Source organism: Amycolatopsis sp. NPDC051106 (assembly GCF_040682775.1).
GTDB lineage: Bacteria > Actinomycetota > Actinomycetes > Mycobacteriales > Pseudonocardiaceae > Amycolatopsis.
The window spans coordinates 92,513-105,935 of record NZ_JBFBBQ010000014.1; the positions used below are offsets into that span (position 1 = coordinate 92,513).

Consider the following 13,423-nt stretch of genomic DNA (forward strand, 5'->3'; position numbering starts at 1 on the left):
GCCAATTGTGCCGCACGCATCCTCGGCGCCCGTGCCAGGCTGTTCATGTGCGCACGCCGATCATCACCACGCTGCTGGTGGCCGCCGCGCTGGGCGGCTGCGCCAGTGCCCCCGGCCAGGAGACGAGCCCGGAACAGCTGACCGTCGAGGTGGTCTCGACCCTGCCGCACGACCCCACCGCCTTCACCGAAGGCCTCGAGTTCGCCGGCGGCACCCTCTACGAAAGCACCGGCCTCGCCGGGCAGTCGACGCTCACCGCCGGACCGCCCGGCGGCCCGCCCCGGACCACGGCCACGCTCCCCTCGCCGCTCTTCGGCGAAGGCGTCACCGTCCTCGGGCCGACGCTGTGGCAGCTCACCTGGCAGGACGGCTTCGCCATCGAACGCGACGCGACAACCCTCGCCGAGCTGCGCCGCGTCGGATACGAAGGCGAAGGCTGGGGGCTCTGCCACCAGGCCGGCGGCCGGCTCGTCATGAGCAACGGCTCGGCGCGGCTGACCTTCCGCGACCCGAAGACCTTCGCCGTCACCGGTGGCGTCGACGTCGGGCGCGACCAGCTCAACGAGCTCGAGTGCGTCGGCGGCGACGTCTACGCAAACGTTTGGCACACCGACACCGTCCTGCGGATCGACGCCGCGACCGGGCGCGTCACCGGGATCATCGACGCAGGTCGGCTCCGCGCGCAGCTGAACAGAACCGGCACCGAGGACGTGCTCAACGGTATCGCCGCCGTGCCGGGCACGGACGAATTCCTCCTCACCGGGAAGCAGTGGCAGGTCACGTTCCGGGTGAGGTTCGTCCCGAAGACCCCGTAAAGCACGGGTGAGCAGGCGGAACCGACCCTCGGTAAGGCAGGATTGAGACGTGGCACTCTTCGGCTCCCGCTCCGACGGCTCCGGCTCGCAGCAGCGCGGCCGGAAGTCGAAGCGCCGCTGGACGCCGGAGCCGGGCGCCGCGCAGGCCAAGCCGTGGCGGGAGGCCGCCGCCCCCACCCGGGCGGAGCCCACCCGCGTCGAGCACCGGAGCGCGCCGCCGCCCACCCGCGTCGAACGGCCCGTCCCGCCACCGCCGCGTGGCGGCTACTACGGCGACCCCGCGCCGCACGAGGCCCCGACCACCGCCGCGCCGATGGGACAGCGGCCATCGCCGCCCCCGCGCGGTGCCCGGCCCTACGACCCGAACCGCACCGAGCCGGTCCGCCGCGAGCAGCCCGGGTTCTACCAGGGCGAACGCCGTCCCGGCAGCGGTGAGTACGAGCACTACGACACCGGTGGCTACGCGGGCGAACCGCGGCCGCCCGAGGCGGAGCCCCTGCCGCCGCGGGAGGAGCCGCGCACCCCGGGTGGCACGCCGAAGCTGCCGAAGAAGATCACCGTCACGCGGGTCGCGGCGATGCGCAGCCGGCAGCTGACCGGCCAGGCCGTCGGCGCCTTCCAGCGCGCGACGAAGGCCGACGGCGCCGAGAAGTCGGGCCTCACCTCGCTGACCTACGCCGTGATGCTGAACTACGCCAGCGACGCGGCGATGGCCATCGCGCTGGCCAACACCCTGTTCTTCGCCGCGACCAGCGGCGAGAGCAAGGGCAAGGTCGCGCTCTACCTGCTGATCACGATCGCGCCGTTCGCGCTGGTCGCGCCGGTGATCGGCCCCGCGCTCGACAAGGTGCAGCGGGGCCGGCGGCTGGCGATGTGCGCGTCTTCGGTCGGCCAGGGCCTGATGGCCGTCGTGATGGCGCTGCACTTCGACGACTGGCTGCTCTACCCCGCCGCGCTCGGGATGATGGTGCTCTCGAAGTCGTTCACCGTGCTCAAGGCCGCGGTGACGCCCCGGGTGCTGCCGTCGGAGATCACCCTCTCCAAGACCAACGCCCGGCTGACGACGTTCGGCCTGGTCGCCGCCGGCGCGTTCGGCGCGCTGGCCAGCGGGATCAACGCGATCTCCGGCTCGGCCGGCGCGCTCTGGTTCACCGCGCTGATCTGCGTCGCCGCCGCCGTGCAGTCGATGCGGATCCCGGCCTGGGTCGAGGCGACCGAAGGCGAGGTGCCGACGTCGCTCCTGGCCCACCCGACGGAGAAGAAGCGGCGCCAGCCGATGGGGCGCCACATCGTCGTCGCGCTGTGGGGCAACGGCTCGGTGCGCGTGCTCACCGGGTTCCTGATGATGTTCGCCGCGTTCGCGGTGAAGGCCCAGACCGAAGGCAGCGGGCAGACGCCGTTCATGCAGCTGCTCCTCCTCGGCGTGATCGGCGCCGCCGCGGGAGCCGGCGGGTTCCTCGGCAACGCGCTGGGCTCGCGGCTGCAGTTCGGCAGCCCGGACCAGGTGATCGTCGGGTGCGTGGCGGGCTGCGTGCTGGCCGCGCTGGTCGCGACGATCCTGCCCGGCCTGGCCACGGCCGCGATCGTCGGCCTGGTCGGCGCGACGGCCAGCGCGCTGGCCAAGATCAGCCTCGACGCCGTGATCCAGGAGGACCTGCCCGAGGAGTCGCGCGCGTCGGCGTTCGGCCGCTCGGAGACCGTGCTGCAGCTGGCCTGGTGCTGCGGCGGCGCGATCGGCCTGCTCCTGCCGCCGACCTACTGGATCGGCTTCCTGGTCATCACGATCCTGCTGGCGATCGGGACGACCCAGACGTACCTGGTGCGCCGCGGCGGTTCGCTCGTGCCGGGCCTCGGCGGCGACCGGCCGCTGCGGCCCGAGCCGACCGGCAGCTTCCCGGCCCAGGGCCTGCCCAGGGACCCGTCGGCCCGCCGGTAGGGTCTGAGTCCATGCGACGTTCCCGGGTGGTGGCCCTGCTTGCGGCCGGTGGGTTCGCGGTGGCCGGCTGCTCGGCGCCCGGCCCGGCCGAGGTCACCTTCTACGCCGACGGCCACACCATCAACACCACGCCGGTGCTCACGTGCGACTACTCGCAGCAGCTCGCGCAGCCGTGCAGCGCGAAGGGCGCGACGCAGACGCTGAAGGTCCGCCCGGGCAAGCCCGTGCAGATCTCGGTGCCCGGCGAGGTCGCCGACGCGCCGTGGCAGATCGTCTACGAGTACGTCACCCCGCGGGGCGAGTTCAAGCAGAGCGACCCGATCCCGTTCACCTCACTGGACCGCTACGCCTACACCGTCACGCCGCCGACGCCCGCGGACCGCATCTCGGCGGTCGACGTGCAGCGGTACACCGCCGTGCTGAACGCGGGCACCGGCGAGTCGGGCCTGCTGCCCAGCGACGTCTGGGGCCTGCGGCTCGAGGCTTAGGGATCGATGTCCCGGGCCACCGCGCGCATGATCTCGCCGATCTGCTTGGTGTGCTTGCGATCCGGGTAGCGGTTGCGCCGCAGGTCCGGCTGCACCTTCAGCTCGAGCAGCTTGATCATGTCCTCGATCAGGCCGTGCAGCTCCTCCGCCGGGCGACGACGCGCTTCGGCGACGGACGGCGGCGGGTCGAGCAGCCGGACGGAAAGCGCTTGCGGGCCGCGACGGCCGTCGGCGACGCCGAACTCGAGCCGCTGCCCGGCCTTGAGCCCCTCGACGCCCTGCGGCAGCGCGGCCTTGCGAATGTAGACGTCGGCGCCACCCTCGTCCTGCGTGACGAAACCGAAGCCCTTCTCCGCGTCGTACCACTTGACCTTGCCGGTCGGCACTTCCCTCACCAGTCCTTCTGCTGTCCCGCTCATGACGAACGCGCCCGGGGGCGTACCCAGGGCGCGCTCCTGAAAGGGTATCTCGCCACACGCCCTGGGGAGAAGTCGATACCGGCCGATATCCTTCGAGTCATGACGACCGCGACGAAGGAGACCACCGTGGCCGCCCCCGGCAAACCGTTCTTGATGCGGATCGGCATCGGCCTGTTCGCCCTCGGCATGATCGCCGTGCTGACGGTGTTCATCATGTTCGCCGCCGGTCTGGAGAACCTGCCGATCTGGCTGTCCGTCGGCGCCGGCGTCGTCACCCCGCTGGGCCTGCTGCTCGGCCTGCTCGCGCTGGTCTTCGAGGCCAGGGCCAAGAAAACCGGCGACTAGGGCACCGCGCTCCCCGCGAAGGTCCGCTCGAACCAGTCCGGGAACTCCGTCAGCGAGTCGAACACCACTTCGGCGCCTTCGCTCAGCAGAAGCGCGCGATCGCACGGGCCCGTCGTGACGCCGACCGGGATCGCGCTCGCGGCGAGCGCGCCCCGGATGTCGCCGGCGTGATCTCCGACATACACCCGCGCGTCGTGCGCCAGGAGCGCCTCCGCCTTCCGCGTCGACCACAGTTCACCGACGACCTCGTCGACGTCCAAGCCGAGCGCGTCCACGTGCAGCTGTGCGTTGGGCCCGTACTTGCCGGTGACGACCAGCGTGCGCCCGCCCGCCGCGCGGACCGCGCGCAGCGACTCGACCGCGCCCGGCAGGGCCACGGTGCTCGGCACGACCATGTCCGGGTACAGCGCGCGGAAGCGGTCGACGAGCCCCGGGATGCGTTCCTCGGGCGCTTCGAAGCCGCGCAGGATGTCGTCGAGGGGCGGGCCGAGGTTGGCCGCGAACGCGTCGCCGTCCAGCGGCAGGCCGGATTCGGCGCCGAGCGCGTTCATCGCCGCGGCCATGCCCGGCCGCGCGTCGATCAGTGTCATGTCGAGGTCGAACCCCACCGTGATGCCCACCCCTGCACGGTAACTGGCACCACCGACAGATTTACACGCCAACCAATCATGTACAGCGTCTTGACAGTGTGGACATCTGTGTCAAGGTGAGGGTGTGACCAGCTTCACTGACCGGACGAAGGCGTCCCTCCGGGAAGCCTTGCTCGACGCCGCCGCGGACCTGCTGCCGGAAGGCGGTTACGCGGGGCTGCGGATGGCCGACGTCGCGGCCCGGGCCGGGGTGAGCAGGCAGACGGTCTACAACGAATTCGGCACCAAGGCGGCGCTGACCCAGGCGGTGGCGCTGCGCACCGCGTCGGAGTTCCTCGACGGGATCCGGCAGCGGTTCGAAACGGCGGACGGGCTCCTGGCGGGCATCCACCACGCCGTCGTCTACACGATCGAGCACGCGCGGGAGAACCGCCTGGTCGCGGCGGCGCTCGGCACCGAAGCCGGCGAGGACCTGCTACCCCTGCTGACCAGCCGGGGCGAGCCGATCCTCACCGCGGCCGCGGACCTCGCCGCCGAGCAGTACCGGGAGTTCGAACCGGGGCTCTCGGCCGAAGCCGCCGCCCTGCTCGCGGAGACGGTGGTGCGGCTTTCACTGTCGCACCTGGTGCTCCCGACGCACTCGGCGACGGAGGCGGCCGACGCCGTCACCGCCGTACTGGAACCCGCCATCCGCCGATTCGTCCCCTGATCGTCCACAATGGAGTGAAACGATGACCGACACGCTCTCCGAGCTGCGGACCGGCTTCTCCTCGCTGCGCAAGGGCGGGCTGAACTGGGACTCGTTCCCGCTGCGCCTGTTCGTCAAGGGCAACAAGAAGTTCTGGAACCCCGCCGACATCGACTTCAGCCGAGAACGCGAAGGCTGGGACACGCTGAACGACGAGCAGAAACGCAGCACGACGTACCTGGTCGCGCAGTTCATCGCCGGCGAAGAAGCCGTCACCGAGGACATCCAGCCGTTCATGCGGGCGATGTCGGCGACCGGCCGCTTCGGCGACGAGATGTACCTGACGCAGTTCTGCTTCGAGGAAGCCAAGCACACGGAAGTGTTCCGGCGCTGGATGGACGCCGTCGGGCTGACGCAGGACCTCCACCCGTTCGTGGCGGAGAACCCGCACTACCGCAAGCTGTTCTACGAGGAACTACCGCAGTCGCTGCGGGCGCTGGAGGACGATCCCAGCCCGCTCAACCAGATCCGCGCGAGCGTGACGTACAACCACGTGATCGAGGGTAGCCTCGCGCTGACCGGCTACTACTCGTGGCAGCTGATCTGCACCCAGCAGAACATCCTGCCGGGCATGCAGGAACTGGTCCGCCGCATCGGCGACGACGAACGCCGGCACATGGCCTGGGGCACGTTCACCTGCCGTCGGCACGTCGCCGCGGACGACTCGCTGTGGGACGCGGTCCAGCAGCGGATGGGCGAGCTGCTGCCGCACGCGCTGAACATGATCCAGTGGGTGCAGGACCAGTTCGAGGAAGTGCCGTTCGACAACGACCCGGAGGAGATCATCCAGTACGCGGCGGACCGGGCCCAGCGCCGCTTGGGCGCGATCGAGTCGGCGCGCGGGATGCCGGTGGAGCAGATCGACCTGGACTACTCGCCCGAACACCTCGAGGACACCTTCGGCGAAGAAGACGCGAAGGCGATCGCGGAGGCCGCCGCGGCGGCCTCCTGACGACGTGCCGTGAAGGGCACCTTCAGGGCTTATATTTCCCTGAAGGTGCCCTTCACGGACTTCTCACCAGTCCCAGATGCGGTGCATGCGATCACCAGTCCCAGTGTCGGTTCATGTGCTTCACCACTCCCATTGACGTTGCATTCGGTTCACCAGTCCCAGAAGCGCATCACGTCACCAGTCCCAGAGTCGGCGCCACTCGTTCCCGCGGCTCCAGTCGTTGCCCCGGGACCACTCGTTGTTCCGGGACCACTCCCAACCTCGAGTCATGCCCACTCCCTTCGCGAGACGATCCTTGCGAAGGTGTCACGCGCGACCGCCCCGGACGGTTTAGGCGTGCTTCGCCGACGCTGCCTTTTCCAAGCCCAGCAGGCTGATCGACTTCTCGCGCATCTCGACCTTGCGGACCTTGCCCGTCACCGTCATCGGGAACTCCTCGACGACGTGCACGTACCGCGGGATCTTGTAGCGCGCGAGCTTGCCTTCGCAGAACTCCCGCACCTTCTCCGCGGTCAACGGCGAGGCACCCTCGCGCATCCGGACCCAGGCCATCAGCTCTTCGCCGTACTTCTCGTCCGGGACGCCGATGACCTGCGCGTCGAGGATGTCCGGGTGCGTGTAGAGGAACTCCTCGATCTCCCGCGGGTACAGGTTCTCGCCGCCGCGGATGACCATGTCCTTGATGCGGCCGGTGATGTTGACGTACCCGTCGGTGTCCATGACGGCCAGGTCGCCGGTGTGCATCCAGCGGGCGGCGTCGATCGCTTCGGCCGTCTTGTCCGCCTGCTCCCAGTACCCGAGCATCACCGAGTACCCGCGCGTGCACAGTTCGCCGGGCTCGCCGCGCGGCACGGTCAGCCCGGTTTCCGGGTCGACGACCTTGACCTCCAGGTGCGGCCCGACCCGCCCGACCGTCGACACGCGGCGCTCGATGGAGTCGTCCGAACGGGTCTGCGTCGACACCGGTGACGTTTCGGTCATGCCGTAGCAGATGGACACCTCGCTCATGCCCATCCGGTCGATGACCTGCTTCATCACCTCGACCGGGCACGGCGAGCCCGCCATGATCCCAGTCCGCAGCGACGACAGGTCGAAGCTCGCGAAGTCCGGGTGGTTCAGCTCGGCGATGAACATCGTCGGCACGCCGTAGAGCGAGGTGCACTGCTCGGCGGCGACGGCTTCGAGCGTCGCCTTCGGATCGAACGCCGGTGCCGGGATCACCATGCAGGCGCCGTGGCTGGTGCACGCGAGGTTGCCCATCACCATGCCGAAGCAGTGGTAGAAGGGCACCGGGATGCACACCTTGTCCCGTTCGGTGTAGTTGCACAGCTCGCCGACGAAGAAGCCGTTGTTCAGGATGTTGTGGTGGCTGAGCGTGGCGCCCTTGGGGAAGCCGGTCGTGCCCGAGGTGTACTGGATGTTGATCGGGTCGTCGGCCGAGAGCCCGGCCTGCAGGTGCGTCAGCTGCGCGGGGTCACCCTGCCGGCCGGCGTCCATCAGCGTCTGCCAGCTGTCGCTGCCGAGGATCACGACGTGTTCCAGCGCGGCGCACTTCTCGCGGACCTCGTCGACCATCGCGGGGTAGTCGGAGGTCTTGAACGCGTCCGACGCGACGAGCAGGCGGATCCCGGCCTGGTTGAGCACGTACTCGAGCTCGTGCGACCGGTAGGCGGGGTTGATGTTGACCAGGATCGCGCCGATCTTCGCGGTCGCGTACTGCAGGAAGGTCCATTCCGCCCGGTTCGGCGACCAGATCCCGACCCGGTCGCCCTTCCCCATGCCCTGCGCCACGAGACCCAGCGCCAGCGCGTTCACCTCGGCGGCCAGTTCCCGGTAGGTCCACCGGCGGCCGGCGGTCCGGTCGACGAGGGCGTCCCGGTCCCCGAACGCGGCCACCGTCCGATCGAAGTTGTCACCGATGGTGTCCCCGAGCAGCGGAACCTCGGAGATCCCCGAGGCGTAGCTCGGCAGGGCGGGCGCGTCAGGCATGGTGCCTCCTGAAGTCGGCGGTGACTGCCGCCGAGTCTAAGAACCCGGTACCGGGTCAGCCAGCCCGGTGGCAGGATCCACCTGGGAAAGGGAGGGAACCCGATGCGAAGAATCCTGGCCCTGGCCGCGGCGATCCTGCTGCTCGTGCCGGCCACACCGGCAGCAGCGGCGACGAAGGTGATCGTGCTGCCCGGCGCCATGTCCGCCGAAGGCATCACCGCGGCCGGCGGCGGTGACTACTACACCGGCGACCTCATCGCCGGCACGATCTTCCGCGAAAACCTCAGGCGCGGCACCGCCGAGCGCTTCATCGAGGCACCACCCGGGGTCATGGCCGCCGGCGTGGACCTCGACCGGCGCCACGACCTGCTGTTCGTCGCCGGCGCGAAGGGCGGCAAGGCCTACGTCTACAACGTCCGCACCAAGGCGAAGGTCGCGGACTTCACCTTCGGCGACCCGCAGACGTCCTACGTCAACGACGTCGTGGTGACCCCGGCCGGCGCGTGGTTCACCGACTCGTACCACCCGCAGCTGTTCTTCGTGCCGGTGGTGGCCGGCGTGCTCGGAACCCCGCGCACCCTGCCGCTGAGCGGGCCCGGTGCGGGCGGCTCCCCGGGGAACTTCTTCATGAACGACATCATCGCCACGCCGTCCGGCGACACCCTGCTAGTGGCCGCCACGATCCCCGGCAAGGTGTACACGATCAACCCGGTCACCGGAGCCAGCCGGGAGATCGCGGGGGTCAACGCGCCCAGCGTCGTCAGCCTCGTGCTCGAAGGACACCGGCTCTGGGCCGTGCAGCTCGACGACACCATCAGCCGGTGGTGCCTCGACGGCGACCTGAGCCACGGCCAACCCGGCGGCACGATCACGGATCCGCTGTTCGACCAGCCCGTCTCGGCGGTGAAGATCGGCGGCAAGCTCGCCGTCGTCAACTCCCACATCTTCAGCGGCGACCCGCCCACCAGCCCGACCTACGAGGTCCTCGTCGTCGGCGCGTGACCGAGCGGGCGCTGGTAGTGTCCGGACGGGACTTTCAGGGGGGCGATCGATGGCCGGCCAGGGGTTTCGCGACGAGCTGACCCAGTTGCTGCAGGCGCGTTACCCGCTGCTGGTCGTCGAGACGCACGAAGAGCAGCGGGTGCTGCGGGAGATCCGCGCGGTCGCCGAAGACCAGCAGCGGCTGCGGACCCCGCGCCGCGTCTACGTCTGGTCGTCCACCACCGGGCTCGCTCCCGCCGGCGGCCCGCCGATCTCCGAGACCCGCGCCGCGTCGGCCGCTCTGGAACGCGTCTACGGCTGGGGCGAGCCCGCCGTGTTCGTCTTCGTCGACCTGCACCCGTCGCTGGTTTCGGAGGGCGGGCACCGGCCCGATCCGGAGGTCGTCCGCCGGCTGCGGGAGCTCGCCGCCGCGTTCAAGACCCGGCCGGTGCCGCTCAGCCTGATCCTCGTGTCGCCGTCGCTGCCCGTGCCGCCGGAGCTGGAGCACGACGCGACCGTCGTCGACTTCCCGCTGCCCGACCAGCGCCAGATCGGCGAGCTGCTCGACGGCATGGTCGCCGCGCACCGGCAGAACGTCCGGATCAGCATCGACCGCGACGACCGGGACATGATCGTCGCCGCCGCGCGCGGCCTCACGCTGCCCGAAGCGGAGAACGCGTTCGCCAGGGCGCTCGTCGAAGGCGGCGGGCTCGACCCCAGCGACCTGGAGCTGATCCTCGCCGAGAAGCGCCAGGCCGTCCGCCGGTCCGGGATGCTCGACATCGTCCCCGCCGAGACGAGCTTCGACGCCGTCGGCGGGCTGGACCGGCTCAAGCGCTGGCTCACCAAGCGCACCGGCACGTGGACGCCCGCCGCGTCGGCGTACAACCTCGCGGCGCCGAAGGGCCTGCTGCTCACCGGCGTGCCCGGCTGCGGCAAGAGCCTGTCCGCGGTGTGCGTCGCGAACATGTGGCGGCTGCCGCTGCTGCGCCTGGACCTGGGCCGCGTCTTCGCCGGCCTGGTCGGCTCCAGCGAGAAGAACATCCGCACGGTCATCCGCACCGCGGAAGGCATCGCGCCGTGCGTGCTGTGGGTCGACGAAATCGAGAAGGGCCTCGCCGGCGCGGGCGGTGGCGGCGACGGCGGCACCGCGCGGCGTGTGTTCGGCACGTTCCTGTCGTGGATGCAGGAGAAGACGGCGCCGGTGTTCGTGATGGCCACCGCGAACCAGGTCGGCTCGCTGCCGCCGGAGTTCCTCCGCAAGGGCCGCTTCGACGAGATCTTCTTCGTCGACCTCCCTTCGGCGCCGGAGCGCGTCGCGATCTGGCGGATCCACCTGCGCCGGCGCGTCACCGACCCCTTCGTGGCGAGCGAGCTGCGGATGGACGACGCGCTGTTCGCCGAGCTCGCCGACGTCAGCGCGGGGTACAGCGGCGCCGAGATCGAGCAGGCCGTGCTGGCCGGGCTGGTCGACGCGTTCGCCGAGAAGCGGCCGCTGCGCCGCGACGACCTCGTGCGGGCGGTGAAGTCGACCGTGCCGCTATCGGTCACCCAGGCCGACGAAATCCTGGCCATCCGGAACTGGGCGGAGACCCGGGCCGTCGCAGCGACGGACACCTCCGGCAGCGCCGATGACGTCGGGGCTCCCGCGCCCGTCGCACCGCCGGAGTCCCCGAGGGGAAGGACGATCGACGTATGACGCACCGCGTGACCGTCACCATCGGCAAGGACGGCTCGATCAGCGCCGAAACCCACGGCGTGACCGGGTCCAAGTGCCTCGACTACATCCCGCTGCTCGAGGACCTGCTCGGCGCGGAGACCGTGACGTCGGAGTTCACCGAGGACTACCGGCGCACGTCGGCCACCGAAGAGACCACGGCTTCGCAGCAGCAGTCGCAATGGAACTCCTGAACCTCCACCGGATCGTCGACGTCACCGCAGCCGAAGGCCCCGGCCTGCGGTGCGCGGTGTGGACGCAGGGCTGCTCGGTGCGCTGCCCCGGCTGCTTCAACCCGCAGACGTGGACGACCCGCGGCGGCACTCTCTTGCCGTGGCAGGACCTGGTTTCGCGCGTCCTGGCGATCGAGGGCATCGAAGGCGTCACGCTGCTGGGCGGGGAGCCGTTCGACCAGCCCTCACCCTTGGGTGAGTTCGCCGCGGCCGTGCGGGCGGAGGGCCTCTCGGTGATGACGTTCACCGGGCACGTCTTGGAGGAACTGCCGCCGTCGAAGCTCCTGGACTCGACGGATCTGCTGGTGGACGGGCCTTTTCTCGCCGACCGGCCGGAGACGTCGCGGCCGTGGGTCGGCTCGGTGAACCAGCGGTTCCACTTCCTGACCGGCCGCTACGACGAGTCGATCTTCACCACCCCGAACCGCCTGGAACTGACGATCGCCCCGGACGGCGCGATCGAGCTGAACGGGTTCGCCACCACCGAAGTACTCGAAGCGCTGCTCGAAGGGGATCACCGATGAGTGTCACGCTCAAGCTGCGCAGCGAGGCGCTGGCCCAGCTCAACGCCGCCACGATCGCCGCGCACCTGCAGGCCGGTGTGGTCACCGTCCGGACCCGGATGCGCCACCGCGACCTGCTGGCCCGCGCGCTCACCGGGCTGCGCGCGCAGGTGACCGACGACGGCAACTCCGTCGTCGCCGCGTGGGAAGGTCGGCGGATCACGTTCGGCTACGGCCCCGACGGCGTCCAGATGGCGCACGTCGACGGACCTGGTCTCGCCGAAGCCGAAGCCCAGCGGCTGGTGCTGTCGGTCGACGAGGCGTACGCCGCCGAAGTGCAGCGCGCCGTTCTCGCCCGCCTGAAGCAGCGGGCGGCTTCGAACGGGATGGTCGTCGAGTCCGAGCGCGTCAACGCCGACCAGTCGATCAGCGTCACCCTGGCCGCCACGTCGTGACCGAGGTCAGGGTCGGGCTGATCGAGTTCGGGAAGGCGCTCAACGACTCGGTCACCCTCCCCGGCCTCGGGGAGCTGCCCGGCGGGCAGGTGAGCCTCGGGCGTGCGGTCCGCGGCGCCCGCGCGCGGCTGAAGCGCGCCGACCGGATCCTGGCGGACAACCTGCGCCTCGGGATCATGGTGCGGAAGAAGTTCTTCTCGAGCGACCTCGAGCCGGTGACCGACGCCGGGTTCCTCAAGGACGTCTTCGTCGCGGTGGGGCGGCGCGACCTCGGCACCGGCGACGCGCTGGAGCTGTACACCGATGACACCGTCGGGCCGGACCTGAGCCGCCAGGAGGGTCTGGCTTCGGTGCTGGCGCCGGCGTACGACCCGCTGACCGGGTTCCACGTCCAAGTGCTCGTTCGTGACGGGGTCCTGCGGTTCGGTTCTTTGGTCTCGCTGTCCCGGAGTGGCCAGCCGATGCGGGTGCTCGGGCTGTTCGGTCCCGGGCCGGTGGAAGAGCTGCCGGCCGGGCAGCCGGGCACGGTGCTGCTCGGCTTCCAGTGCGACGTGCCGCCCATGGTGGGTGACGCGCTGACCGCGTTCCACGAGCCTGCGCACGACCATCTGGAGCGGCGGGAAGGCGTCGCGGTCGTGCACGGCCTCAACGACCTGGGCAACGGTTCGGTGGTGGCGGCGGTCGAGGTCCCGGAGGGGCGGGGCTCGGTGTTCACGGTGGGCACGCGGGCGCGGGTGCTGCGGCCGGCGGGGACGACGTTCAACGAGCGGAGCACGGTCGTCGCGTCGGACCTCCGGATCCTATCGCTGGCCCGGGGCGGGGTGGCCGTGCGAACGAACGGCGGGACGCGGACGTTCACCGTCGGGCTGGCGTTCCGGGACCTGCGGCAGAACGACACGATCGAGGCGTACGTCCCGGCGGACGCGCCCGCGCTGGCTCCGCCGCCGGTCGTGGCTCCGGTGCCGGCTCCTGTTTCGGCGCCGCTTCCGGTGCCGTTGCTGGATGTGAACACGGCTTCGGGGCCGGAGCTGGCGCGCCTGCTTTCGCCGGAGCAGGTGGCCAAGGCACTGGAACTGCGGCAGCGGCACGGCGGGTTCCCGGACGTGGAGGCGTTCGGCGTCGCGATCGGGTTACAGCCACACGAAATCGTCCGCTTGCGCAAACGGGCGACGGCCGGCCGGATGGCGTTGCGCGAGACGGGTGTGCGGCAGCTCGACATCTGAGCGCGGGGTGGCCGTTCCGCTACGCTCGG

Annotated in this window: 15 protein-coding genes; 12 read left to right on the plus strand and 3 right to left on the minus strand. The window is 70.6% G+C overall.

Annotated features, from left to right (window positions below):
• Positions 1 to 47: 47 nt before the first annotated feature.
• From AB0M83_RS14115 to AB0M83_RS14125, 3 genes are read left to right on the plus strand one after another with little or no spacing between them, the layout of a single operon-like run.
• Complete coding sequence (locus tag AB0M83_RS14115) at positions 48 to 815, plus strand: glutaminyl-peptide cyclotransferase (RefSeq protein ID WP_364516843.1); 768 nt, start codon at positions 48 to 50, stop codon at positions 813 to 815.
• 49 nt (positions 816 to 864) lie between these two features.
• On the plus strand, positions 865 to 2,751 hold the full coding sequence (locus AB0M83_RS14120) for an MFS transporter (protein ID WP_364516845.1): 1,887 nt from the start codon (positions 865 to 867) through the stop codon (positions 2,749 to 2,751).
• Positions 2,752 to 2,762: 11 nt separating this feature from the next.
• On the plus strand, positions 2,763 to 3,239 hold the full coding sequence (locus AB0M83_RS14125) for a DUF2771 family protein (RefSeq protein WP_364516847.1): 477 nt from the start codon (positions 2,763 to 2,765) through the stop codon (positions 3,237 to 3,239).
• Here AB0M83_RS14125 and AB0M83_RS14130 read toward each other — a convergent pair.
• Positions 3,236 to 3,625: a cold-shock protein gene (locus AB0M83_RS14130; protein ID WP_364516953.1), complete on the minus strand. Its 390-nt coding sequence runs from the start codon at positions 3,623 to 3,625 to the stop codon at positions 3,236 to 3,238. The two genes, AB0M83_RS14125 and AB0M83_RS14130, sit on opposite strands and share 4 nt — an antisense overlap.
• A 132-nt stretch (positions 3,626 to 3,757) precedes the next feature.
• On the opposite strand from AB0M83_RS14130, the gene AB0M83_RS14135 reads away from it, so the two are divergent.
• On the plus strand, positions 3,758 to 4,003 hold the full coding sequence (locus AB0M83_RS14135; protein WP_364516849.1) for a hypothetical protein: 246 nt from the start codon (positions 3,758 to 3,760) through the stop codon (positions 4,001 to 4,003).
• On the opposite strand, the gene AB0M83_RS14140 is transcribed toward AB0M83_RS14135, so the two are convergent.
• Positions 4,000 to 4,623 (minus strand): HAD family hydrolase, encoded by a 624-nt coding sequence (locus AB0M83_RS14140; protein WP_284743011.1) that lies wholly within the window; start codon positions 4,621 to 4,623, stop codon positions 4,000 to 4,002. The genes AB0M83_RS14135 and AB0M83_RS14140 overlap by 4 nt on opposite strands.
• Before the next feature lie 94 nt (positions 4,624 to 4,717).
• Between AB0M83_RS14140 and AB0M83_RS14145 the strand changes: the two genes are divergently transcribed.
• On the plus strand, positions 4,718 to 5,302 hold the full coding sequence (locus AB0M83_RS14145; RefSeq protein ID WP_364516851.1) for a TetR family transcriptional regulator: 585 nt from the start codon (positions 4,718 to 4,720) through the stop codon (positions 5,300 to 5,302).
• Between the two features lie 22 nt (positions 5,303 to 5,324).
• Positions 5,325 to 6,293: a R2-like ligand-binding oxidase gene (locus AB0M83_RS14150; RefSeq protein ID WP_364516853.1), complete on the plus strand. Its 969-nt coding sequence runs from the start codon at positions 5,325 to 5,327 to the stop codon at positions 6,291 to 6,293.
• 330 nt (positions 6,294 to 6,623) lie between these two features.
• On the opposite strand, the gene AB0M83_RS14155 is transcribed toward AB0M83_RS14150, so the two are convergent.
• Positions 6,624 to 8,282, minus strand: a complete 1,659-nt coding sequence (locus tag AB0M83_RS14155) for an AMP-binding protein (RefSeq protein WP_364516855.1) — start codon at positions 8,280 to 8,282, stop codon at positions 6,624 to 6,626.
• 102 nt (positions 8,283 to 8,384) lie between these two features.
• Between AB0M83_RS14155 and AB0M83_RS14160 the strand changes: the two genes are divergently transcribed.
• From AB0M83_RS14160 to AB0M83_RS14185, 6 genes are read left to right on the plus strand one after another with little or no spacing between them, the layout of a single operon-like run.
• A complete protein-coding gene (locus AB0M83_RS14160) occupies positions 8,385 to 9,284 on the plus strand; it encodes a hypothetical protein (protein WP_364516857.1) in 900 nt (299 codons plus the stop codon).
• A 49-nt stretch (positions 9,285 to 9,333) separates the two neighbouring features.
• Positions 9,334 to 10,962: an AAA family ATPase gene (locus AB0M83_RS14165; protein WP_364516859.1), complete on the plus strand. Its 1,629-nt coding sequence runs from the start codon at positions 9,334 to 9,336 to the stop codon at positions 10,960 to 10,962.
• On the plus strand, positions 10,959 to 11,174 hold the full coding sequence (locus AB0M83_RS14170; RefSeq protein WP_364516861.1) for a DUF2997 domain-containing protein: 216 nt from the start codon (positions 10,959 to 10,961) through the stop codon (positions 11,172 to 11,174). The genes AB0M83_RS14165 and AB0M83_RS14170 overlap by 4 nt, the downstream gene beginning before the upstream one ends.
• Positions 11,162 to 11,737, plus strand: a complete 576-nt coding sequence (locus AB0M83_RS14175) for a 4Fe-4S single cluster domain-containing protein (RefSeq protein WP_364516863.1) — start codon at positions 11,162 to 11,164, stop codon at positions 11,735 to 11,737. The genes AB0M83_RS14170 and AB0M83_RS14175 overlap by 13 nt, the downstream gene beginning before the upstream one ends.
• Positions 11,734 to 12,171 (plus strand): hypothetical protein, encoded by a 438-nt coding sequence (locus tag AB0M83_RS14180; protein WP_364516865.1) that lies wholly within the window; start codon positions 11,734 to 11,736, stop codon positions 12,169 to 12,171. Before AB0M83_RS14175 ends, AB0M83_RS14180 begins: the two co-directional genes overlap by 4 nt.
• Positions 12,168 to 13,394 carry a hypothetical protein gene (locus AB0M83_RS14185; protein ID WP_364516867.1) on the plus strand — a complete coding sequence of 409 codons (1,227 nt, stop codon included), beginning with the start codon at positions 12,168 to 12,170 and terminating at the stop codon, positions 13,392 to 13,394. Before AB0M83_RS14180 ends, AB0M83_RS14185 begins: the two co-directional genes overlap by 4 nt.
• Positions 13,395 to 13,423: the final 29 nt, after the last annotated feature.